Source organism: Allotamlana fucoidanivorans (genome assembly GCF_045788535.1).
GTDB lineage: Bacteria > Bacteroidota > Bacteroidia > Flavobacteriales > Flavobacteriaceae > Allotamlana > Allotamlana fucoidanivorans.
Map to the genome: position 1 here is coordinate 2,416,374 of NZ_CP074074.1, position 24,749 is coordinate 2,441,122.

The 24,749-nt window shown below is 35.3% G+C and carries 21 protein-coding genes and 1 tRNA gene; 10 read left to right on the forward strand and 12 right to left on the reverse strand.

Annotation, left to right across the window (positions count from 1 at the left end; all coding sequences use genetic code 11):
- Positions 1-4 precede the first annotated feature (4 nt).
- Positions 5-700 carry a LytTR family DNA-binding domain-containing protein gene (locus KFZ70_RS10650; RefSeq protein ID WP_136480689.1) on the reverse strand — a complete coding sequence of 232 codons (696 nt, stop codon included), beginning with the start codon at positions 698-700 and terminating at the stop codon, positions 5-7.
- A 209-nt stretch (positions 701-909) separates the two neighbouring features.
- Here KFZ70_RS10650 and rpsF point away from each other — a divergent pair, with 209 nt between their 5' ends.
- From rpsF to hisS, 6 genes are all read left to right on the forward strand, one after another.
- On the forward strand, positions 910-1,248 hold the full coding sequence (gene rpsF, locus KFZ70_RS10655; RefSeq protein ID WP_139695333.1) for a 30S ribosomal protein S6: 339 nt from the start codon (positions 910-912) through the stop codon (positions 1,246-1,248).
- Between the two features lie 2 nt (positions 1,249-1,250).
- The gene (gene rpsR / locus KFZ70_RS10660) at positions 1,251-1,547 is read left to right on the forward strand and encodes a 30S ribosomal protein S18 (protein WP_139695332.1); all 297 of its coding nucleotides are present in this window, start codon (positions 1,251-1,253) and stop codon (positions 1,545-1,547) included.
- 13 nt (positions 1,548-1,560) lie between these two features.
- Positions 1,561-2,007, forward strand: a complete 447-nt coding sequence (rplI, locus tag KFZ70_RS10665) for a 50S ribosomal protein L9 (RefSeq protein WP_139695331.1) — start codon at positions 1,561-1,563, stop codon at positions 2,005-2,007.
- 142 nt (positions 2,008-2,149) lie between these two features.
- Positions 2,150-5,272, forward strand: coding sequence for a carboxypeptidase regulatory-like domain-containing protein (locus KFZ70_RS10670; protein WP_139695330.1), 3,123 nt, complete (start codon positions 2,150-2,152; stop codon positions 5,270-5,272).
- Between the two features lie 63 nt (positions 5,273-5,335).
- Positions 5,336-5,806 (forward strand): DUF6495 family protein, encoded by a 471-nt coding sequence (locus tag KFZ70_RS10675; protein WP_139695329.1) that lies wholly within the window; start codon positions 5,336-5,338, stop codon positions 5,804-5,806.
- A 74-nt stretch (positions 5,807-5,880) separates the two neighbouring features.
- On the forward strand, positions 5,881-7,260 hold the full coding sequence (gene hisS / locus KFZ70_RS10680) for a histidine--tRNA ligase (protein WP_139695328.1): 1,380 nt from the start codon (positions 5,881-5,883) through the stop codon (positions 7,258-7,260).
- A gap of 158 nt (positions 7,261-7,418) precedes the next feature.
- On the opposite strand, the gene KFZ70_RS10685 is transcribed toward hisS, so the two are convergent.
- Both KFZ70_RS10685 and KFZ70_RS10690 read right to left on the reverse strand, forming a co-directional pair.
- Positions 7,419-10,613, reverse strand: coding sequence for a LamG-like jellyroll fold domain-containing protein (locus tag KFZ70_RS10685; protein WP_139695327.1), 3,195 nt, complete (start codon positions 10,611-10,613; stop codon positions 7,419-7,421).
- Positions 10,614-10,863: 250 nt separating this feature from the next.
- A complete protein-coding gene (locus tag KFZ70_RS10690; protein WP_139695326.1) occupies positions 10,864-11,925 on the reverse strand; it encodes a DUF3810 domain-containing protein in 1,062 nt (353 codons plus the stop codon).
- A gap of 181 nt (positions 11,926-12,106) precedes the next feature.
- On the opposite strand from KFZ70_RS10690, the gene KFZ70_RS10695 reads away from it, so the two are divergent.
- Positions 12,107-13,567: an aminoacyl-histidine dipeptidase gene (locus KFZ70_RS10695; RefSeq protein ID WP_139695325.1), complete on the forward strand. Its 1,461-nt coding sequence runs from the start codon at positions 12,107-12,109 to the stop codon at positions 13,565-13,567.
- 52 nt (positions 13,568-13,619) lie between these two features.
- On the opposite strand, the gene KFZ70_RS10700 is transcribed toward KFZ70_RS10695, so the two are convergent.
- The 8 genes from KFZ70_RS10700 to KFZ70_RS10735 form a co-directional block, all read right to left on the reverse strand.
- A complete protein-coding gene (locus KFZ70_RS10700) occupies positions 13,620-14,177 on the reverse strand; it encodes a pyridoxamine 5'-phosphate oxidase family protein (protein WP_139695324.1) in 558 nt (185 codons plus the stop codon).
- Positions 14,178-14,268: 91 nt separating this feature from the next.
- Entirely contained in the window at positions 14,269-14,838 is a 570-nt protein-coding gene (locus KFZ70_RS10705; protein WP_139695323.1) for a hypothetical protein, read from the reverse strand.
- Positions 14,814-16,502: a family 43 glycosylhydrolase gene (locus KFZ70_RS10710; protein ID WP_158293176.1), complete on the reverse strand. Its 1,689-nt coding sequence runs from the start codon at positions 16,500-16,502 to the stop codon at positions 14,814-14,816. The genes KFZ70_RS10705 and KFZ70_RS10710 overlap by 25 nt, the downstream gene beginning before the upstream one ends.
- 142 nt (positions 16,503-16,644) lie before the next feature.
- A complete protein-coding gene (gene yidD / locus KFZ70_RS10715; protein ID WP_139695321.1) occupies positions 16,645-16,866 on the reverse strand; it encodes a membrane protein insertion efficiency factor YidD in 222 nt (73 codons plus the stop codon).
- 92 nt (positions 16,867-16,958) lie between these two features.
- Positions 16,959-18,440 carry a cysteine--tRNA ligase gene (gene cysS, locus KFZ70_RS10720; RefSeq protein ID WP_139695320.1) on the reverse strand — a complete coding sequence of 494 codons (1,482 nt, stop codon included), beginning with the start codon at positions 18,438-18,440 and terminating at the stop codon, positions 16,959-16,961.
- A 40-nt stretch (positions 18,441-18,480) separates the two neighbouring features.
- The gene (gene folE / locus KFZ70_RS10725) at positions 18,481-19,158 is read right to left on the reverse strand and encodes a GTP cyclohydrolase I FolE (RefSeq protein ID WP_139695319.1); all 678 of its coding nucleotides are present in this window, start codon (positions 19,156-19,158) and stop codon (positions 18,481-18,483) included.
- 178 nt (positions 19,159-19,336) lie between these two features.
- Positions 19,337-20,869, reverse strand: coding sequence for an OmpP1/FadL family transporter (locus KFZ70_RS10730; RefSeq protein ID WP_139695318.1), 1,533 nt, complete (start codon positions 20,867-20,869; stop codon positions 19,337-19,339).
- 85 nt (positions 20,870-20,954) lie between these two features.
- The gene (locus KFZ70_RS10735) at positions 20,955-22,106 is read right to left on the reverse strand and encodes a hypothetical protein (RefSeq protein ID WP_139695317.1); all 1,152 of its coding nucleotides are present in this window, start codon (positions 22,104-22,106) and stop codon (positions 20,955-20,957) included.
- Between the two features lie 99 nt (positions 22,107-22,205).
- Here KFZ70_RS10735 and proS point away from each other — a divergent pair, with 99 nt between their 5' ends.
- The 3 genes from proS to rpsT all read left to right on the forward strand — a co-directional run bounded on the left by proS (position 22,206) and on the right by rpsT (position 24,238).
- A complete protein-coding gene (gene proS, locus KFZ70_RS10740; protein ID WP_139695316.1) occupies positions 22,206-23,684 on the forward strand; it encodes a proline--tRNA ligase in 1,479 nt (492 codons plus the stop codon).
- A 204-nt stretch (positions 23,685-23,888) separates the two neighbouring features.
- Positions 23,889-23,960 (forward strand) — tRNA-Glu (locus KFZ70_RS10745).
- 26 nt (positions 23,961-23,986) lie between these two features.
- Entirely contained in the window at positions 23,987-24,238 is a 252-nt protein-coding gene (rpsT, locus tag KFZ70_RS10750; RefSeq protein WP_139695315.1) for a 30S ribosomal protein S20, read from the forward strand.
- A gap of 77 nt (positions 24,239-24,315) precedes the next feature.
- On the opposite strand, the gene KFZ70_RS10755 is transcribed toward rpsT, so the two are convergent.
- Entirely contained in the window at positions 24,316-24,555 is a 240-nt protein-coding gene (locus KFZ70_RS10755; protein WP_139695314.1) for a hypothetical protein, read from the reverse strand.
- Between the last annotated feature and the right edge of the window lie 194 nt (positions 24,556-24,749).

The window sequence follows — 24,749 nt, forward strand, 5'->3', positions numbered from 1 at the left end:
TGTTCTAAATGTTGTTTAAAGCATCAACCAGTTGCGTCTTCTTATTTCTACTTAAAGGAATTTCGTAAGCACCAACTTCAACATTTTTACTGTTAAATCTGTCAATTTTATCTAGATTAACAATATAAGATTTATGGATTCTCAAGAACTTACCTTCAGGTAGCTCTGCTTCAAACGCTTTCATGGTAGATAATACCACAAGGCTGTTTTCTTCAGTTACTAATTTAACATAGTCGCCTAAAGCTTCAATCCACTTAATGTCTTTAATGTAGACCTTACGTTTTTTCAAGTTGCTTTTTACAAAGATATGTTCGCCATCTTCTTCTTTAAAGTCCTGAGTCAATCTGTGCTGTTCTAGGGCTTTGTCAACAGAGGTGTTAAAGCGTTCTCTTGTAATGGGTTTGTGCAAATAATCGGTAGCGTCATAGTTGAAAGCTTTAAAAGCGTATTCTGTTTTACCGGTTACAAAGATAATTTGAGGTTTGTTGTTTAATACGTCAAGAAGTTCAAATCCGTTTAACACTGGCATTTCAATATCCAGAAAAATTAAATCAACTTGATGCGTATTTAAACCATTTTTAGTTTCTAAAGCACTACTGTACTCTGCAATTAAGTTAAGAGATGGGTGATTCTCTACTAACTTAACAATAGAGAGACGTTGTATTGCTGAATCGTCTACTACTACACAGTTTAAAGTCATAACATTTATATTATTTCGGTTAAGATATCGACAATAGTACGAAAAATTCGGCTAAAAACCAAAAAACATCGGTAAACTGCTTATTTTAACATAATTTTAACATTGTTTTAGTGTTATAATTATTGTTACAAATATAAGGGAAGAATATTGTGTAATATACAGAAATTATTTATTTTTGCACCCAATTTTTAACAATAAAAACGATTTTTATGAATCATTATGAAACTGTTTTCATCTTAAATCCCGTTTTATCTGAAGATCAGATAAAGGAAACAGTAAAGAAATACGAAGATTTTCTTGTTTCTAACGGCGCTAAGATGGTATCAAAAGAAGATTGGGGGCTTAAAAAATTAGCTTACCCTATTCAAAACAAGAAAAGCGGATTTTATCACTTGTTTGAGTATCAAGTTGCTGGAGAAGTTATTGATGCTTTAGAGATTGAGTTTAGACGTGATGAGCGTTTTATGCGTTACTTAACTGTGAAGTTAGATAAACACGCAATTTCTTGGGCAGAAAGAAGAAGAGAAAAACTTAAACAAAAAGCTTAATTATGTCATCAATAGAACAACAATCAAAAGGAAAAAAAGACGGCGAAATTCGATATTTAACGCCGCTTAATATTGAAACAAATAAGCAAAAGAAGTATTGTCGTTTCAAAAAATCTGGTATTAAATATGTAGATTATAAAGATCCGGATTTCTTATTAAAATTTGTAAACGAGCAAGGTAAAATTTTACCAAGACGTTTAACAGGAACGTCATTAAAGTATCAAAGAAAAGTGTCTGTAGCTGTAAAAAGAGCGCGTCACTTAGCTTTGATGCCATATGTAGCTGATTTATTAAAATAAAATACACATAACAATGGAACTTATATTAAAACAAGACGTTGATAATTTAGGATTTAAAGACGATGTTGTAACAGTTAAGAACGGTTATGGTAGAAACTTTTTAATTCCTTCAGGAAAAGCAATATTAGCTACAGTATCAGCTAAGAAAGTTTTAGCTGAAAATTTAAAGCAAAGAGCTTTTAAAGAAAAGAAAATAGTTGATGATGCTAAGAAAGTAGCTGAAGCCTTAAGAGCTTTAGAAATTAAAATTGCGGCTAAAGTTGGAGCAGGAGACAAGTTATTTGGATCTGTAAACAATATTGACTTAGCAGAAGCCTTAGAAAAAGAAGGACAAGCAATAGATAAAAAATTCATTACACTTACTACGGTTAAGCGTTTAGGTAAGTATACTGCTGTAATTCGTTTACACAGAGAAGTATCTGTTGATTTAGAGTTTGAAGTTATTGCACAAGCTAGTTAATTAACAATAAGTTAATAAAAGCTTTAAATAAAATGAAACCACTCTTTCGAGTGGTTTTTTTTTGTCCTATTTTTGTTTGAATTCTTGTTATGCATGCATAGTAAGTACATATAAACCAACACAACCTTAACAATTTATTCAAATGAAAAAAAACTACTTTTCCATTTTTCTTATGTTTTTTGGGATTTTGGCTTTTTCGCAGGTCACCACCTCAAACATTAAAGGATTAATTCTTGATGATGCCTCAGAACCCTTGCCAGGCGCTAACGTTTTAGCTATTCATACACCAACAGGAACGCGCTATGGAGCGGCCACTAATTTTGATGGCCGATACAACCTTTTAAATTTACGCATTGGAGGGCCATATACCGTAACCATTAGCTACGTAGGGTATAAAGAACAAGTGTTTAACGATGTGTATTTAACCTTGGGTAAAACTCAGAATATTGATGCCGTTTTGTCAGAAGACAGTCAACAACTGGATGCAGTGGTGATTCAGGGCTCTAGTACCTCAGGTACGTTTGGAAGCGATAGAACGGGAGCAGAAACAAGTGTGGGGCGACGGGAATTAACCAGACTACCAACCATTTCTCGATCGGCGGCAGACTTTACCCGGTTAGAGCCTACCGCTAATGGTAATTCATTTGGAGGTAGAAATGATCAGTTTAATAACTTTTCATTAGATGGCGCCATTTTTAATAATCCGTTTGGCTTAGATGCGGCAACCCCTGGAGGACAAACTGATGCCCAGCCTATATCTTTAGATGCTATTGATCAAATTCAAGTGGCACTGGCTCCTTATGATGTTACACAATCTGGTTTTACAGGAGCCTCGGTTAATGCGGTTACTAAAAGTGGTACAAACGAATTTCACGGTACTTTGTATGGGTTTTATAGAGATGAATCTATGACAGGTAAAAAAATTAAAGGCGATAAAGTGACACGTCCAGATTTAAATCAGTCACAATATGGCGTGTCTATTGGAGGGCCAATTGTTAAAAACAAACTGTTCTTTTTTGCCAATTTTGAAAAGGATGAACGCGATGATTTAGGAACAAATGGATGGGTACCCAATAGAAATACTGGAGCTATTAATGAATCAAGAGTTGCCGTTCAAGATTTAATTGATGTAAAAGAGGCGCTTGCGGGATTAGGTTATAATACGGGAGCTTTTGAAGGGTTTACTTATGCGTCTAATTCTACTAAAGGGATTTTTAAATTAGACTGGAACATTAATGATAATAACCGCTTGGCCGTAATTTATAACTTTTTGAATGCATCAAAAGAAAAGCCAGCACATCCTACAGCGCTGGGTTTTAGAGGGCCTAATGCGTCAACATTGCAATTTCAAAATTCAGGCTATGAGATAAATAATAACATTCAATCTGTACAAGTTGAGTTAAATTCAACATTATCTGAAATGGCTTCAAACAAATTGCAAGTAGGATATACGCATTTTGATGATTTCAGAAATCCGTTATCAACGCCTGCGCCTGCAATAACCATACAGCAGGGTGGCTCAAATTATATTATTGCGGGGCATGAACCATTTTCAATCAATAATAAACTAGATCAAAAGGTGTTTCAGTTTACAGATAACTTAAACTTCTTTCTAGGCGATCATACATTTACCGTTGGGATTTCTTTTGAGAAGTTTGAATTTGATAATTCATTTAACTTAGGCGTTTATGGTCTTGGTGATGATCGTGGGTATGTTGGTGCTTTTGGTGCTTTTGCGTCACTTGCCGATTTTCAAACGGCCATTGGTAATGGTTTGATTTCTGATGCTATTTCTGGTGCTAGAAATACGTTTGACACCAATAATGCTAATGATTCCTGGGCATTGGCAGAAACTAATGTAGGCCAATTATCATTTTATCTTCAAGACGAATGGAACGTTACCGATAATTTTAAATTAACCTATGGATTCCGTTTTGATAAGCCTCTGTTTTTTGACACCGCTAAAAAGGCGCAAGATGTTATTGACAGAGCTTGTTGTTATGCACCAGATATACCATATGTAAATCCCAATACAGGAGAAACGGTATTTCTTGATAATACCAAAATGCCAAATAATGATTGGCTGGTATCTCCAAGAGTTGGTTTTAACTATGATGTTGAAGGCGATAAATCATTGCAAATACGTGGAGGAACAGGCTTGTTTACAGGACGTTTTCCATTTGTATGGTTAGGCAACCAAGTGGCAAATCCTGAAGTGTTTTTCTATCAAATGGTAGATCCAGATTATAAGTTTCCACAAGTTTGGAGAACGAATGTAGGAGCAGATTACAGATTTGAAAATGGTTTGATTTTAACAGGAGACGTGTCTTACACTAAAGATATTAATGGAGCTCATGTTCAAAACTGGGGTCTTTTAGAACCATCAGGAACATTGCAGGGGGTTGATAATAGACCTATTTATCTTGAAAGTGACATAATTAATAACGCCTATGTGTTCACAAATTCAGACAAAGGTAGAATTTGGAATGCCTCGGTAAAGGCTCAAAAAACCTTTAACAATGGTATTTATGCCATGTTAGCTTACAGTTATTTAAATTCAAAAGATGTTAATTCTATTGAAGCCGAAATAACAGGTGATGCGTTTGCATTTAATCCTGCTTTGGGTAATGTAAATGATGATGTGTTAGCCTATTCTAAGTATGGCGATACCCATAGGTTTATAGGGGTTGCTAGTAAAAAGTGGACGTACGGCAACGATGCATGGTCTACAACATTGTCTACCTTCTTTGAATATGCTCAAGGCGGACGGTTCAATTATACCTACGGAGGCGATATTAACGGTGATGGCTCAGGTTTAAATGATTTGATTTATATACCAACTTCAGATGATATTACACAAATGCAGTTTGCCAATGCTGGTGATGCTGCGGCGCTTGATACTTATATTAGTCAAGATGATTATTTAAAAGGCAGAAGAGGTCAATACGCTGAGCGTTATGGCGCATTGGCACCTTGGCGTGGCAAATGGGACATTAAATTATTACAAGATTACCGTTTTAAAGTATCAGAAGACAAAACAAACACCATTCAGTTTAGTATAGATATTTTGAATTTTGGGAATATGCTTAATTCTAATTGGGGCGTGATTCAGCAACCTAATAACGTACAGCCCATTGGTGTAACCGTTGATGAAAACGGTATGCCTACCTATTCTTTCAATCAAGATCAAAAAACAACCTTTGGTTTTGATTCCAGTTTAGCATCCAGATGGCAAGCTCAAGTTGGTTTGCGCTATATTTTCTAAAATAATAGCATATATATTCTTAAATTTGCGCTCCTCATTGAGGGCGCATTTTATTTTTATATCATGAAATATTCAAGACTTACAAAAGAGCAGTTTGAAGAATTACACCAAGAATTTATTAATTTTTTGGCAACACAATCTATAACGGCTGATGAATGGGCAAATTTAAAAGAGAATAAACCAGAATTGGCTGAAACGGAATTAGATGTTTTTAGTGATTTAATATGGGAAGGTGTTTTAAATAAGGCTGAATATCTTGAACATTTTTCAGCACAGCATATGTATTTGTTTAAGCTTTCAGAAGAAAAAATGCATGCCATTGTGGTGAATGTGAAAAACGATGAGGTTGATATCACCACATCTGAAGGCTATAATTGGCTAAGAGAAAACCTTATGGATGAACACGTAGAGTTTTTGCAAGCCGATAAAGACTATTCAGAAGATAAGAATCTAGATAAATTTACGATGATAGAACAGGGGGCTTCTATAACAAAAGGCGATTTATATAGATATTTTGATAAGTTAATCAATTAATTATTCGTTTTAATGTGTCGTCGTAACAGAAACTGAATTTTCTATTAAATAAGCATACTATAGCAATAAAAAACATGGCTCAGAAACCAGGTATACCAAAAGGAACTAGAGATTTTAACCCAGAACAAGTAGCAAAACGTAACTATATTTTTAATACCATACGTCAGGCTTTTGAAACGTTTGGGTTTCAAGCAATAGAAACACCAAGTTTTGAAAACTCCAGTACCCTAATGGGTAAATACGGGGATGAAGGTGATCGGTTGATTTTTAAGATTTTAAATTCAGGAGATTATCTAACCAAAGCTAATGTAGAGGCTTATAATAAAAAAGATTCAACAAAATTAACAGCTTCTATTTCTGAAAAAGCTTTACGTTATGATTTAACGGTGCCTTTTGCGCGTTATGTAGTACAACACCAAAATGAGATTGAGTTTCCGTTTAAGCGTTACCAAATACAACCTGTATGGCGGGCGGACAGACCTCAAAAAGGACGATTTAGAGAGTTTTATCAATGCGATGCCGATGTGGTTGGAAGTACGTCTCTATGGCAGGAGGTAGAGTTTATTCAACTGTACGATGCAGTGTTTTCAGCTTTGCAGTTGGACGGGGTAACGATAAAAATTAACAATAGAAAAATACTTTCGGGTATAGCTGAAGTTATTGGGGCCAGCGATAAACTTATCGATTTTACCGTAGCACTTGATAAGCTTGATAAGATAGGTGAGGAGAAGGTTAAGGAAGAAATGCGCTCAAAAGGTATTTCAGAAGCAGGTATCCAAGCATTACAGCCTTTGTTTTCATTATCGGGTTCGTTTGAATCTCAAATTGATAGTTTAAAATCTATATTGTCTGCTTCCGAAGAAGGCACAAAAGGGATTGAAGAATTAGCATTCATAAATGAAGCCATTTCAGAGTTAGGTTTAACCACAGCAACACTGCAATTGGATGTTACTTTAGCCAGAGGCTTAAATTATTATACGGGAGCCATATTTGAAGTGGCTGCCCCAAAAAGTATTAACATAGGTTCTATTGGTGGTGGTGGTCGCTACGATGATTTAACGGGTATTTTTGGTTTAAAAGATGTTAGCGGTGTGGGCATCAGTTTTGGTTTAGATAGGATTTATTTAGTTCTGGAAGAGTTAAATGTATTCCCTGAAACAGTGAGTAAACATGTTGAGGTATTGTTTATTAATTTTGGAGATAAGGAAGCTTTATTTGGATTAAAGGCTATTAAAGCTTTGCGCCAAGCAGGTATTCATGCCGAATTGTTTCCTGATGCGGCTAAGATGAAAAAGCAAATGAATCATGCTAATAAAAGAAACATTCCTTTTGTGGTTTTGGTTGGTGAGGAAGAAATAAACTCTAATTCCTTTACTTTAAAAAATATGATTTCTGGAGAGCAGTTTAAACTATCACTTGAGGAATTGATTTCCTGTGTGCATAGTTTTAAATAGCTAAAAGGGTTGGAGTTTTGTTAAGTAGGGATTTCTTTTTAGAAATTAGACCTTATTAAATCGGTTAAGAAAAAAAAGCCCTGATTCAATCAGGACTTTTACAAAGTTAAGTACATGGTAGATTTGGGGACAATTGACTAACTCAAACTTAACTGGTTCTAGTTGATTAATATTTTTTTTATATAGTATTGTTCATGCGTTTGAAATCTTATAATATATGATCCAGCAGCTAATAACTTTGATTTTATTTCAAAGTATTTTTCTTTTGGCAGATTCGTAACGTGTAAAACAGACTGGCCAAGTATATTATAAACTTCAAAGGCATGTAATGGAATAGCGTGAGGATTTTGGATAATAAAGCTAGATTTCTCATTTGAAAAATGCATCTGAATATTTTTTTCTTTTTGTACGTCAATATCTAACGTGGTCGTGTTTGAAAAAGCGAGTTCAAACCGATTAGAGTATGTATTGGGGTTCAAGTATATTTGATAGGCACTGGTTTTTAAATTGTGATATGTATTTAATTCCTTATCATGTAAAAAGATTTCCTGTTCATTCGGAATGTTTTCTAGAGCGTCAATTTTTATGGTTGTTAAGCCGTCTTTATCAATTTTTAAACCTAAAGGAAGTGGTTTTTCAGTATCAAAGCTGTTTATGGCTTGAATAGTAAACTTTGATTCAGCTATGTTCCAATAAATATCTTCTTTATTGTTTTCTATTAAATACCCGTCATACCCAAGATCAATACCATAAGTAGCATGTTCATCTTCACCAATAAGTAATTGTCGGTGGTAACCTTGTGGGGAATCAAACATGAGTTTTATTTTTTTTCTACGATCGGTTTTAGCTAGGATAGCAGATTTCGAGTTGCTCGGTGCTTTAAGGAAGATAGATGAAGCGCCTTCTTTTTCAAAAACACGTTGACTGTTTTTAAACTGAAGTGTGCCGCCAACCACCGTGTTAGGAGTGATTGTGTTGCTACTTTGGCTCACTAAGTTTGTATTAGGGTTTGCTGAGACAAAAAAGCCTTGTCCTACAGGGATATAGCGTTGAGGAATTTTAGTCCCAGAGGTGCCGTTAATATGTATTCTGGTATCGTTGTTTACGGCTACGGTGCCACCCATAAGAGTGTATGTAGCATAACCACCTTGATACTCTATGAGGTAGTGTGAGTTCGGTGCAAAATGATCCCAAAAGTACAAGGCTCCATTTATAACATTAACCCCTTTTTCCTCACCGTTTGAATCAACGAAACTAATATTGTCTTTTATAAATGCATCGGCATCTAAAGCAGATGGGTACGGGTTGCCAACTAAATAATCACTTCCCGCATTAATGGTTATGGAAATATCACCATTATTGGGTTTTCCTTCAAACACATAATTTTGTGTTAGGGAAATATTTCCACCAGTGTCTTCAACCCCTTTCATGGTAAAACCTTCACCCACTTGTAATAATCCATTACTTCTTATATGCTGCCAAGAGGAAAAATCATCACTTAATCTGTTGCCGTATTTCCAAATCCAATAATCTGCTATGGTAATATTGTTTCCAGAAATATTGCCATTATATCCAGATCTAGAAAAGGTTATGTTGTTTGGTGTGGCCGATATGGTACCATTTTTCATTAAGTTATTGGATAACCTAAAGGCATTGTTATTAGTAGAGCTATTACTAAAACCAACTGGTGATGACCAGTAGTTGTATGTATATACATCTTTGGTGCCTTGCTGATCGCGCTGTAATGTTCCACTACTTGTTGGATCTAAATAGCTTCCTTCGGTTTGAACTAATTGAGATTCACCTTCAAGATCAATATTCCCATCTAGTTTTAAATAATGCGTTACTGTAATGGCGTTTCCTGTTTTTAAAGCATTGTCGCCATTCAGCGTTAATGTAGCATCGCTATTTATCTTTAGTCCGAGTACTGTTCGGTTGTCATTTTTGTTTACAGGAATAAAATTGGGGTCTGAATTCTCTAAAATAAGGTTATGATTGATTTCAACAATATTGTAATCAATAGTTTCATGTGTGTTTGCATATGAGTTTGTGCCTGGCAGGTATTGTACATCACCATTTTGCCAAGTATTGGAATCATCCCAATTTCCTGCTTGCTTGGTTTTATATGGTAATGGTGCTGTTTGATAATCAATACCATCAAAATTTATCAGGCTAAGGTCATTACCGTTATTTGATTCATCTTTGAGGCTTCCAAAAATAATGTTGCTCATGGGGTAATAGCCTACTAAATTATCCCAAGGAATTTGCTGTATTTCATTTTTTGAAAGGATTGAAGGTAACTCTTTACCAACAACATAATCTATGCCAAGTACTTGGTCTTTGGTGATTTCCTGATTCATTATATAACGAATCTGGTCTGCTGATAAGGCTATATTCCATATTCTCACCTCGTCTATATTACCTTTTACTTTCTGCTGTAGTGCATTATAGGGAGTAGCACCTATGATGAAAGGAGCATGGGAAGAAGCGTTGATTGGATTTAAAGTATTATTGTAATCTTCTAAAAGGCCATCAACATAAAGACTTGCCATATTGGTTTTAGAATTATAGCTAACAGCAACGTGATGCCATTCTTGATTGGGGATGCTTACTTCGGATTTCAAGACATTATTGGCAGTATCTTCAGCGTTTTTCCAAGTCATACTAAATTTACCGTCTTGATTTATTTTTAAAGCGTACCCTTGGCTTAAGATTTCAGCTTCAAAGGTATCGTTATGAAAAAAATCATTTCTTTTAGAAACAATATCAAGTGCTGTTGAATCTCGTTTTACCCAAGCGCTTATCGTGTAGTCGGTATGAGCTAAATCATTAACGTTTCCGGCAGTGATGTAGCCTTCAGAACCATTAAAATGTAGTGAACGTGATCCTAAATTTAATTCTTGAGCTGAGCCAAATGTGATGTATTTTGTGCCCTCTAAATAGCAATCGACTTCTAAATTAGTATCGACTTCTTTCATGGTAACCGATGTAACGTTGGTAGTAAAGGTGTCATCATCTGCTACTATCATAATATATGTGCCGCCCTCAGAAACTGTTGAAGCCACCATAGTTTTTGGTATAGATAGCTTAATAGCTGAAACAGGATCTGTAACAATCACTTGCCATATTTTTTCAATAGGGGTAGCATTTACGGTTATGCCAAGTGCTGTGCCTTTGCCAAAATCTTTAACTATAGGATTTGTGGCCAAGGTAGAACCGATATTGTGTTCCCATAATAAAAACGATTCTTGTTCAATAGTTTGAACTACAGGTGTTTGTGCTAACCCTAGAAAACAGGTGGAAAGCATCCATCCTATTAATACATGTTTTAAAGGATGTATAACCTTTATCATAAGTGGTTCATTTTAGCTGGGGACTAATTACCCTACAAACGTAAGCAAAAAATCTATGAAATGCAAAAAAATACGACAAAATGCATTTTTGTATAAAAAATGCTAATAATTAAGTTATTCCCTTTCCAGAATATGTGCTAACAAAGGAAGAGGATAATACAAGTAAATCATCACTTGTTTTAATTCTTATGAATCAAAATATGGTGACTTTGCAAGCGGTAATTCTATCTTTTTAGGGGGCTAGTAATATTTATTGAGAATCAAAATAATTGACCAACAAGGCAACTACATAGTTGTAACTCTGCAAACCTTTGCTCTGTCTGTTGGCTTTGAGGAAGTTATTATAAAAAACCTTAAAAAAAGGTTCGGTAGGGTTTTGATGTGTTTCCCAAAACGAACGGACTTCTTCATAATTCTTTAAAATACCCTTATTAACGGTTTGTACTATCTCATTGTAAGCATCTTCATCACGTCTGTATATTTCATTGAGACAAAACCTTAAACCAAACGTGTATCCTGTGTATTTAAAATAAATGTTGTCGTGATTAATACTTGATAGGCAAGCAATAAAATTGGCTTCATTTTCAGCAGCATAACCTAATTGATGAGCCACCTCATGGGCTGCAGTTGTGGGAAATTTATAAATAGGTATAATGGCATCAACCTGAGCTTCGTTAGTGAAAGGGTTTAAATAGCCACTAAATCCCATATAGGTTAAAGGATAACTAAATAATGATTTTTTTATGCTTCTTGGGTGGTACTTTAGATGTGGGAATGCTGTTTGTAAATTATCATAGCCATGAGGAATTAAATCCAATATTTCGTGTTTAGTAAAAGGTAAAATCACTTTTATTGTGTCATTTTTGGTAATACTTAAATGTAAGTTGTTGGCTTCGGTTATAAGTTTTCTAGTTACTTCAATTAATTGCTCGGTGGTATAATCTTTTTCTAAATGTAAACTTTTGTGAAGCGGTAATCGGTAGTAGTTTAAACCCCAAAGTATATGGAAGGCACCGTAAAGTATTGCCAGAGCAGCAACAATATCAATTAGCCAATTTTTTAAATCATATTTTAGGCGTTTTCTGTTTATGTAAAACCATCTTATTATATAGATTATGGCACAGCTGTAAATGATATCACCAAATGAAAAGGGGAGCCAACCTAAGGTAAACCTAAACAGTTTTGAAATTAACGGATATATACCATTACTGTAATATTGCTCTATAAATTCGGGGTCATTTGAAAGCCATTTGACTACAACAATTTGTAATACAAGTGATAAGGCTACAATGTTTTTTTTCTTTTTTAGCATGAGTCAAAAATAATAAAAATTTGTACCCTTGTGTATTGACAATCTATTAAGGTTTCTTCCTGCTTTCCGTTATATCTTTTTTATTCGTTCCTCAAAAACAAAAGGATGCCACTTCAATCAGGAGTAGCCGCCAAAAGCTATCCGTTTTTGCTACCTTTGCCATCTAAAAATACAACTAAAAATGAGCCAAGAAATAAGACAGTTAGAACCACAAGCACTTTGGAATAAGTTTGCCGATTTAAATGCCGTACCACGCCCTTCAAAAAAAGAAGAACGGGTCATAGCTTTTATGAAAGAATTTGGTGAAAATCTGGGACTTGAAACCTGTGTTGATGAGGTGGGTAATGTTATCATTAAAAAGCCAGCAACACCAGGTATGGAAAATAGAACTACCGTGGTGATGCAATCTCACTTAGATATGGTACATCAAAAAAATAATGAGACCCATTTTGATTTTGATGCTCAAGGTATTCAAATGTATGTTGATGGTGATTGGGTACGTGCTAATGGTACAACACTAGGCGCAGACAACGGTATAGGGGTAGCAACTATTATGGCTGTTTTAGAAAGTAAAAATATACCGCATCCTGCTATTGAAGCCTTGTTTACTATTGATGAAGAAACTGGAATGACAGGAGCTATGGGACTCAAAGGAGGTTTGTTGTCTGGAGGTATTCTCTTAAATCTAGATACAGAAGAAGATAATGAAATAGGTGTTGGTTGTGCCGGCGGTATTGATGTTACGGCCAAAAGAACATATGATGAAGAAGAGACACCTGAGTTTAAGGTTGGGTATTGTATCAATGTAAAAGGGCTTCAGGGAGGGCATTCTGGTATGCAAATACATGAAGGCTTGGGTAATGCTAACAAAATTATGAACCGCATTTTATTTGATGGTTTTGAAAATTATGGATTACGTATTTCTGAGATTGATGGTGGTAGTTTACGTAATGCTATTCCGCGTGAAAGTACAGCCATTGTTGCTATAGATGCAGTACACGAAGATGCTTTTTTATTAGACATGGCCATGTTGGGCAATATCATAAAAAAAGAACTAAAAACTATGGAGCCCGACTTAAAAATTGAGGTTTCAAAATGTAAAACCCCAAAGCAGATTATGGATCTTGGTGTTCAGGAAGGTTTTACACGCGCTATGTACGCCGCTTTAAATGGTGTGTACAGAATGAGTGCAGATATTCCAGATTTGGTTGAAACATCAAATAATATAGCTCGTGTTATTGTAAAAGGAGGTACTATTCAAGTGGAATGTTTAACCCGCTCTTCTGTTGAAAGTGCTAAGATAGATTTAGCAAACACCTTACGTGCAACTTTTGAGTTAACAGGTTGTGAAGTAGAATTTTCTGGAGATTACCCAGGGTGGACACCCAATATGGATTCGGCTATCTTAAAAGTAATGTCTGATTTGTACGAAACATTAAATGGAGAAAAACCGCATGTGGCGGCATGTCATGCAGGTTTAGAGTGTGGTATTTTAGGAACTCATTATCCCGATATGGATATGATTAGTTTTGGTCCGAATATAAAAGGAGCACACTCACCTGATGAACGCGCTCAAATATCTTCAGTTCAAAAATATTGGAAGTTTGTGTTAGAAATTTTGAAGCATATTCCAGAAAATTAACAAGATACATTACATTTGAAATAAGGCTATAATCTAAAAGGTATAGCCTTATTTATTTTGGAGTGTTGCTTTCAAAAATATTTGTTTCAAAGCCGTCAATGCTTTTCGTGTTTTTGTTTTTCCAGTACGCTTCAATTCTGTCATGACCCTGCTTTTCAGCCCAATCATTGAGTAGTGTTCTGTCTTCTCTAAAATCCATGAAAGGCACTGAGTAGCCGCATGAAGATTGTACCAAATCTACTTGCATTTCAATAATTTGTCTGGCGCCCACATTTTCAGGAAAAAGATGTTTGTATTCTTGATATTCTTGATCTCTTTTGTGAAATATTTTGGCATGCCCATAAAGCCTTAAAATCATAGGCTTTCCTTCAAAAGCACAAAACATAATAGTCATTCTGTCATTTTTAGGAAGGTGTGCCGCAGTTTCATTACCACTACCCGTTAAATTAAGCCAAACTACTTTGTTCCTTTCAATAATTCTTAAAGCATCAGTTCCTTTAGGAGATAGATTAACACGTCCTTCTTGGGCAGCTGTGGCAACAAAATAGATATGCTGCTTTTCTATAAAAACTTTTTGTTCATTTGATATAAAATCGAATTGTTTTCCCATGTTTTTTGAAAAGAAATAGTTAATACGAAGTTTCGAAGGTCAGTATACTAGTATTGCTCTTAAATTATTTTATTGTTTGTTGCTAGTAATATTACTCAATGCTTATTTCATCAATTTCCCAAAGACCATTAAACGCATTAAAAATTGGTTTTATAGCTAACTGCATGAGACGTTTGTTAATATTACCGAATTGGGTTAACTCAATTGTGTAGGTTGCAAAATCAGTATCGTTTGCACTTATTGGAATAGTTACCCAATTTTGCTCATCCCAGTTAATGTTATCCATATCAATTGTCCAAAATCCTGCACCCTCGTTCCTCGTGTATAATGCAATTTTCATTTGATTGGCATAGCTACTATTTTTTAATTTTACTTTTAGTTTTTTACATGCACTTAAATCTGTGTATAACCATGGCGCACTTTTTACAGTAGCCCCTCGGTTAAAGGCATTTCCAGAAAGTACATCGCGGTTCACATACAAGTTGGTGCCATTTAAGGTTTGCCATCCCATGGTGCTAGCCTCAAATTCCCATGTTCTGCCAGGGCCAGGATACATCCGATCATCTTTGGGTATAAAAATAGTATCATCCGTATTAAAAAAGACAGGTTTTAAGCTTGCGCCACGGTAAAATGCACTTATGTCGTGATTTTCTTGTAACACATACCACTGACCGTGCCACTCAAAAAACTAGTATGTCCGCCTTTTAAAAAGGGGCCTTTATAGGTGTAAGGACCGTATAGGTTTTTTGACATGGCATAGTTTGAACCGTAAACCAAGTAATACCAATCATTACGTTTAAAAAGCGTTGATTTATCATCGGTTTTTAGGATTTCACCATTTTCATTTTGAACAATGATTGGTTTTGGTGTTGTGGTTAACGACTTCATGTCTTCCGCTAGGGTTGCCATATAATATGTTCCAGAACCAAAACAAATGGTGTACACATCGTCTTCAATAAAAATTTCAGGATCATAAGGGTGTACTGGTACAATGCCTTCTTTGAGTAGTGGTTTTCCTAAAAGATCTGTATATGGTCCTGTTATTTTATTGGCTACCATAACACCTGTATTAATATTTCTATTTGAGAAAAACCAATAGTATTTACCGTTTCTCTCACATATATCACCTGCCCAACAATTGGGTAAGTCTCCAATGTAGGTTTGTTTGGGGAGAATATCTCTGTGGTGTGTATATGTTTTTAAATCAACAGAAGACCAAACTTCCCATTTATCCATTCTGAAAGATCCTTTTCCTTCCCATGATTCATCATGTCCTGCAATAAAGAAAAGGGTGTCATTTTGCACCCAAGCATGGGGATCTGCCATGCCATGTTCAGGAACAATAATATCAATTTTAATAGCGTCGGGGTTTCTGCCAGCTGCGGCATTAGAGCGTCTTAAGAGTTCATCGCGCATCTGCTTGGCATGTAAGGCAAAGGCTTTTTCATTGCGTTCCTCTACTTCTGGAAAATTTACCCCATTACTGGCTATATCTTTTAGTGAGACGCCGTAGTTACCCAATAAGGCCCAATAAGTAGCGGCATCAGAATCATCAACTCTATTTTTTGTGAATTTCCCCTCAGCAAAAATTTTCCCTAAGTTACTGTCTTTAAATAAACTGTAATATTCTTTTCCTTTTGGGCCACCTTCAACAAGGCCGTATTGCCCTATGCCTCCACATTCGTAAAATTCAATATTGCCATTTTTGGCTTTGTTTTTCATGTATTCACATGCAATAGGGTCGGCAAAGCAGTTGTGAGTATGTTCAGGATTTTTTATACTACCTACATGAAAATTAGAGCTGGTCCAGTGGCTTATAAATCGTGTTTTTTTTAAAATATCGAATCGATTATTGTTTAAACAATAACTGACAAAAATAGCTTGCTCAGTTAATGGACCATAACATAAAACATTGATAGTTTCTTTGCTTTGATCAACCTCTTTAAATAAAGATAAAATAGACGGGTAATTCTTTAAAATATAATTTTTGGTTGGAGAAAAGCTTACCCCCATACCTTTTATTGAAGATTCTAAAAACCGAATAGTGGTTTGGTAGCCTCCTATGTATTTGTTTAAATTTTTTAAATCTTTTGAGTAGGCACTTGCATAAGTTTCTTCAGCCCATTTTTTTTGATCAATGGTATTTTTATTCCACGGATGTGTGGTACTTCCTATTACTACACCTCTCGTGTTAAACATATTTGACATTAAGAGATAACTGGCAACTGCTGAAATATCATCAGGGTCGTTAATTTGGTAACCACCATCACTGATAAGCCAAACTTTTGGTTTTTGAGAAAACATAGCAGTTGCTACTAATAACATGAAAAGACATAATTTTTTTGTCATTATATAAGAGGTATAGTTTAGTGTACTCAAATATATAATATAAGAAAAGAATTAACATAATGTTATAAGAGGTTAGTTTAGGGATTGCAAAAGGACTCTTATGAGGTGATAACAAGTGTCAAGGCACTGGATCATACCCAGAACCACCCCAAGGGTGACAACTAAATATGCGTTTTATAGCAAGCCAACCGCCTTTTAATAAACCATGCTTTTGTAGGGCTTCTTTACTGTAGTGTGAGCACGTTGGTTGGTATCTGCATGTTGCAGGCGTTAATGGTGATATAAAGGTTTGGTATACTTTAATCAATAGCAAGAAAGGAAAAATGAGTATTTTTTTCATTCTGAGTGTATCAAAAGAAACCAGCGCTTATATGATTTTATAATTTGGTTACCTGATTTTATTTAAATAAGTTCAGAATAACACTTGGGCACTTAGTTTATAGAAAAGGTAGTACCGTCTTTACCATCTTTTAACTGAATACCAACAGCAGCCAATTCATCTCTTATTTTATCTGAAAGAGCAAAGTCTTTATTTACGCGTGCTTCTTGTCTTAGTTTTATTAGAACATCAACAGCACCTGATAACTTATCAGAATTGGTGTTGCTTTCAGCCGTGTTTTCAAGCCCTAAAATATCAAATACAAAGTTATGTATAGTGATTTTTAATAGGTTTAAATCGTCTTTGGTTATAGAGGCCTTGCCTTCCTTGATTTGATTTATAAATTTTCCAGCTTCAAATAAATGAGCAATTAAAATAGGTGAATTAAAATCGTCATTCATAGCATCATAACATTTTTGTTTCCAAGTAGGAATATCAAATGTAGAGTTGTTTGATGTATTTATTTTATTTAATAGGTTTACAGCATCCATTAGTCTATAAAAGCCTTTTTCACTCGCTAATAAACCATCATCTGTTAAATCTAAAACACTTCTGTATGATGATTGCGCGTTAAAAAAACGAATAACACTTGGTGAGTAGGCCTTGCTGAAAAAAGAGTTATTTCCTGAGAGCAGTTCGTCAGGGTTTACAGTGTTTCCTGTGGTTTTTGACATGCGTTGTCCATTTAGCTCAAGCATATTAGCGTGCATCCAGTAATTAACAGGAGAATTTCCTTTAGCGGCTTCATTTTGCGCAATTTCACACTCGTGATGTGGAAATTTTAAATCCATGCCACCACCATGAATATCAAACTGTTCACCCAGATACTTAGTGCTCATAGCGGTACACTCTAAATGCCAACCAGGAAACCCGTCACTCCATGGTGAAGGCCAGCGCATAATATGTTGGGGCTCGGCTTTTTTCCAAAGGGCAAAATCTTGAGGGTTTTTCTTATCACTTTGTCCGTCAAGTGCTCTGGTGTTATGTATTAAATCGTCTAGCTTACGTTTACTCAATTTACCATACTCATGCGTTTCATTAAACTTATGCACATCAAAGTAAACAGAGCCATTAATCTCATAAGCAAAACCATTCTCAATAATGGTGCTAATTAGCTCGATTTGTTCAATAATATGACCTGTTGCTGTGGGTTCAATACTTGGAGGTAAAAAATTGAATGTGTTCAATATGTTATGAAAGTCAACCGTATAACGTTGTACCACTTCCATAGGCTCAATTTGTTCTAAACGCGCTTTTTTTGTGATTTTGTCTTCACCAGCATCAGCATCATTTTCAAGATGTCCAGCATCCGTAATATTTCTAACATAGCGCACTTTATAACCCAAATGCTTCAAATATCGAAATACCATATCAAAAGACATAAAGGTTCTTACGTTTCCTAAATGTACATTGCTATAAACTGTTGGGCCACACACATACATGCCTACATGCCCTTCGTTTATTGGTTTGAATAGTTCTTTCTTTCCGGTAAGTGAATTGTAAATACTTAATTGTTGCGATTGGTATAACTGCATGTTGGTTTAAGTAGATGAGTTATTTTGTTTGACTAAGGATTTAAAATGTGGTATCTAGCTTAATATAATCAAGGAATTCTCTGCGAGTAGCCATATCTTTGAATTTTCCACCAAATTCTGAAGTTACCGTGCTACTTTCAATATCTCTAATTCCTCTTGAATTTACACATAAATGTTTCGCATCAATAACACAGGCTACATCTTTAGTGCCTAAAACGTTTTGAAGTTCTCTTACAATTTGAATTGTTAATCGTTCTTGAACTTGTGGGCGTTTTGCAAAATAATCTACCACCCGATTCATTTTAGATAATCCAACCACGGTGCCATTTGAAATGTAGGCAATATGTGCTCTACCAACTATAGGCAATAAGTGGTGCTCACAGGTTGAGTATACAGTAATGTTTTTTTCAACCAACATTTCACCGTACTTGTATTTGTTATCAAACGTTGAGGCACTAGGTTTTTTATCGGGATCAAGCCCACCAAAAATTTCTTTAACAAACATTTTTGCCACGCGGTTTGGTGTACCTTTTAAGCTATCGTCTGATAAGTCTAAGCCTAAGGTTTCCATAATATGACGCACATCGTCTTTAATAATATCTATCTTTTCTTCATTAGAAAGTTTGAAAGCATCTTGCCGTAAAGGCGTATTTTCAGAGGTTCCAATGTGCTCATTTCCAAGAGCGTCAAAATCTTCTAAGTTGTTATCAAATTTCATCTGTAATACTCAAAATTGAATTTGCAAAGATAAGCATTTCTAGTTTGTTACACTTGGTCTTAACAAATAAATAATATGTACACTTAGTCTGATGCTTTTTGTAAAAATTACAGTTAACTTTTAGAGATAAAAAAGCCTGAAAGTTAATTCAGGCTCAGTATTGGTAATTTTGTGTGTTCTATATGTTAAAGGCAAGAGATAGGGTGAAATTAGTATATTTTCTATCAATGAATGCCTTGTCAATAAGTCCAATGGTATATAGAGGCGCTGCGAATGATCGTTTTGATTCATCAAATGCTAAGTCTAATCGAGTATTTCCAAAATTAAAACCTAAACCAAGGGAATACCCTGTTAAATCACCCACGGTTATACCGTCGGCATACGGACTTTCTTCAAAGCGATACCCACCTCTTAAGCTAATTTGTTTAATTCTATATTCAGCACCAGCTCTGTAAGTGTTTGTACTTTTGAAAACATCTCTTATAATTTGGTTTTGATCAATAAAATCTGGGTCTGAAGTTGGTCTGAACTGCATGTTGCCGTAGTTTTTTCTTGAATAGTCAAAACTAATAATACCTTGTTTATTAAATACATAGGCTAAGCTTCCTGTGAACTTAGAAGGTGTTTTAAGTCTATATCTAGGATATACGTTAACTATTCCAGGGTTAATGGCAGGAAAATCCTGATCTTCTAATTCATCGGTATCAATAAACTCTGTAGTTTCTTCATCAATAGAATACCAGGTTGGGGAATCATACACTAGACCCAAACGAAATTCTGGGCTTAGCTTAACAATACCGCCAAACTGAAAGGAGTATCCAACCCCTCTGGTAGATAAATTTTGCTGAAAATCAACAAAGTTTACAATAGAACCTACGTTAGAATTATTCTCACGAAGCCGGGTAGATTTATCATAACTTATAAAATGAGAGTTAAAGTTAAAACCTAAAGACAAGATGTCTTCGTATTGTGTGGCAAGGTTAAATGTAATTTTACCATTGTAACCCGTGGCAATATAAGAGTAGTTGTGGTTAAAATCACCTGAGGCTACATTGGCATAATAAAGTGTGTTATCGTCATCATCTACTTCAGGATCAAGAATAAAAGATTCAAAACCTAGAAACGCTTGCTGGTGGGCAAAACCAAAGCTGTCACCAATGTCACGATATGCAGAACTAATGGTTTCACCAGGTAGTGCCGAAATATCTGCTAAACGTTTTCCATCAGCATAATCATAAAAGTAACTAGCAATTGAATTACTGAATTGTCCATCGTCATTTGTGTTCAACCCTCTAGCGAACCAGCTTGTTTCATAATTGTTTGTTCGTTCAGAATTAAAACTTAGAGCAAACTTTTTCCAGGGAGACCGATTGCTACGATCTGCAAATACAAATGTTATGCCTCCTTGATTAATTGAAAATTTTGAGTCACTAGAATTAGTAAAACCATTAAAGTAAGTGGTGTTGTTGTCTATTTTAAAATTTGCACCAGTAACAGAGGCATGGCTTTGACTGAAAACAACAGAGCCTGCGGGGTTTAAACTAACGGCGCTCATATCGCCACCTAAAGCTCCAAAGGCGCCACTCATGGCTCTAAAACGCGCGGTTCCATGTATCTCTTCTTGTGAGTATCTAAACGCATCACTAATGTCTTGCGCATGTAATGAAGATAATGAAATAGCTGCAATTAATAGTAAATTTAACTTCTTCATGTGTTTGATGTTTTTAATGTTTGGGGCAAAAAAGGTGTTTGTCTACGTAAGATATTTAACTACTTAAATTTTTATAGAAATGATATTATCGTCTTCTTCCACCTCCCGATGAGCTAGCTCCTGAACTTCTGCCGCCACCAGATGATGATCTTGACATAGAACTACTAGATCTTGAACTGCTACTAGGAGAGTATGATGAACTTCTTGAGGAAGATGATGACCTATAGGTGTTTCCTGAATTATATCTGCTATTTGACGAAGGCTGCCTGTAAATGGTACTAGAACTTCTTCTTGTTGTTGAAGATGATGATCTTGTTGTTGAATTTCTAGACGGTGTTCTTACAGTTGCTGACCGTCTTGTAACTCCTGAGTAAGATCTGTTAACGTTACTTGAATTGCTATTTCTTCTATACGTTGAGGATGGTGTTGAAGCGTATCTACTAACACTGTTGCTTCTTCTATTTGTAGTATATTTTGATGTGGTGCCATTTGATACCCTTGAAGAACTGCGTCGACCTTCATAATTGCCAGCTACAGTATTTTTAGTATTACCATTTCTTGAATATGAACTACGTCTGCCTCCAGAATTAGCATCTGATCTGTTGTAATATGAGCTTCGTCTGCCTGATGTCGAACCAAAATAGTTGTTAGCATAGTAACCACCTCGTCTTGAAGCGCTATAAGATACATAAGGACTGCGGTAGTAGCCGCCCCAATAGCCTCCCCAGTAGCCACCCCAATAGCCTCCGCCCCAGTAATTATTCCATGGGTAGCACCATCCAGGGTATCCCCAATAGCCATTCCAGCCCCAGCCGTAACCAAAGTACCAGTTAGCCCCCCAGTAACCACCCCAACCCCAGCCGTTGTTCACGTAGTTAATGGTAACATTACTGTTGGTTTGCCCCCAACCACCATAACCAGCATAATTATTCGGTATGGAGTCATTTTCTACATAGGCAGAACTTTCATAGGAATCAATATCAGTGAAAATAGCATCTTCTGGTGTCATGCTTTCAGATTCAATAGCTTTTGTTTTAAAATAGTCACTATAGTAATTACTTCTGTTTGCTCTTGAAGTTTCAACAGGTCTTTCTTGGGTTTGTGCAACAGGATCACCATAAATTCCGTCATTGTTTGTACCAACATATTCATAAGATCCACATGATAAAAATCCAAACAATAAGCTAAATAAAGCTATAAATGGCGCTTTTAGTTTTAAGTAGTTGTTAAAATGCATATCTCTTGAATTTTATTGTTGAACATCACAAAAATAGTTAGTTTTGCTGAACTATTTTTTTATTTAACTAAGTCACAACATTTGTGCCAAAAAAATGATATGAGTAAAAAACTTACCAGTAGAGCAACAGATTATTCAAAATGGTATAACGAATTGGTTGTTAAGGCTGATTTAGCCGAGAATTCGGCTGTGAGAGGTTGTATGGTTATAAAACCATACGGATATGCCATATGGGAAAAAATGCAGGGCGAATTAGACAGAATGTTTAAAGAAACGGGGCACCAAAATGCCTATTTCCCCTTGTTTGTGCCAAAAAGTTTGTTTGAAGCCGAAGAAAAAAACGCTGAAGGATTTGCTAAAGAATGTGCTGTTGTAACACATTATAGGTTGCAGAATGATCCAGAAAATAAAGGTAAGTTAAGAGTTGATCCAGAAGCTAGATTAGAAGAAGAGTTAGTTGTAAGACCCACTAGCGAAGCCATTATATGGAATACCTTTAGAGGTTGGATACAATCTTATAGAGATTTGCCATTATTGATAAATCAATGGGCCAATGTGGTGCGTTGGGAAATGCGTACACGCTTATTTTTACGTACAGCAGAATTTTTATGGCAAGAAGGGCATACAGCTCATGAAACTCGTGAAGAGGCACTTGCTGAGGCCGAGTTAATGAATAATGTTTATGCTGCTTTTGTTGAGAAGTTTATGGCTATACCTGTTATTCAAGGGCTAAAAACTGAAAGTGAACGTTTTGCAGGAGCAGATGAAACCTATTGCATTGAAGCCTTAATGCAAGATGGAAAGGCCTTACAAGCAGGAACCTCTCATTTTTTAGGACAGAATTTCGCTAAAGCCTTTGATGTAAAGTTTGCTAATAAAGAAGGCAAGCAAGATTATGTTTGGGCCACTTCATGGGGTGTGTCAACACGATTAATGGGGGCTTTAATTATGACGCATAGTGATGATTATGGTTTAGTATTGCCTCCTAGTTTAGCTCCGAATCAAGTAGTTATAGTTCCTATTTATAAAAGTGAAGAAGATTTAGCTGCCATTACAGAAGTTGCAGAGAGTATAATTAGCGACCTACGAGTAAAAAACATCACGGTTAAATATGATAATAGAACTACTCAAAGACCAGGGGCTAAGTTTGCTCAACATGAGTTACAGGGGGTGCCTTTAAGAATAGCGATTGGTCCTAAAGATTTAGCCAATGGTACGGTTGAACTAGCCCGAAGAGATACCTTAACAAAGGAAATTGTAGGGTTACATGATATAACAGATAAAGTTGATGGTTTGCTACATGAAATTCAGGATACTTTGTTTAACAAAGCGTTAAAGTTTAGAAATGAGCATATCACAGAGGTTGATACTTTTGAGGCGTTTAAAGAAGTTTTAGAGGTAAAAACAGGATTTATTTCCGCACATTGGGATGGAACAACAGAAACAGAAGATAAAATAAAAGAGTTGACAAAAGCGACCATTCGTTGTATCCCTTTAAATGCTAAATTAGAAGAGGGGGTGTGTGTATATTCAGGAAAACCATCTAAGCAGCGTGTGTTATTTGCTAAGGCATACTAAATCAATGTTTAAGATAAATCAATGCAATTTTTTTTGAAAAAAAATTATTTTGCTCTTGCAACATTTAAAAATAGTTGTAATTTTGCAACCGCAATGAAAAACATTGTGAGTTATTTGAAAAGCGAATAAAAAAAGAATAAAAAATTATTTTTTTTACTTGTAGTTTTAAAAATAAAATTTATCTTTGCGCACTCAAAAACAAATGGCCCGTTCGTCTATCGGCTAGGACGCCAGGTTTTCATCCTGGTAAGAGGGGTTCGATTCCCCTACGGGCTACAATATTTTAATTATAGAAAAAGAAAATGGCAAATCATAAGTCAGCATTAAAAAGAATAAGAAGTAACGAAGCAAAACGCTTAACTAATAGGTATCAGCACAAAACGACTCGTAATGCTATTAAGAAATTACGTGAGTTAACTGATAAAAAGGAAGCTGAAGCATTATTTCCTAGTGTTGTTTCTATGCTTGATAAATTAGCAAAGAAAAACGTTATTCATGTTAACAAAGCGGCTAACTTAAAATCTGGTTTAGCAAAACACGTAGCAGCACTGTAATCTATATTTAAATTAAAATATATAAGGCCTCTCAAAATGAGAGGCCTTTTTTTGTATACTGTTTTTTACTCTAAATTTTATATAGGTCCTTTAACCAATTCAATATCTTTTAAAACTTTTGGGTAAAAATATGACCAAGAAAATTTGTAGGTTGTAATGAGTAGCAAAGACACCTCTTGATATTGTTTGATGGCTTCAGTGAGCCTTAACCAAAATTTAGCTCCATTTTCAAGATGAATGATAGATTTATTTTGAAGGGCTTTGTTCTTAGTTTTTATTGTCTCCTCAAGATGATACCTGATTCGGGTTTTTCTCAAAAGTACAAACTTAAATATCTCCAGACTTCCAAATTATGAACTTTTACTTGAAACACCACTGAATTTTTTACAGCAAAAGATACTTTAGGAGAATCCTTGTCAAATTATATGTCAGTTTTTTGTTTGGTGCATGAGATTAAAAAAACAATAAGTATAAACATAAAATGTTTCATACTTGAAATAGGTTTCAAATG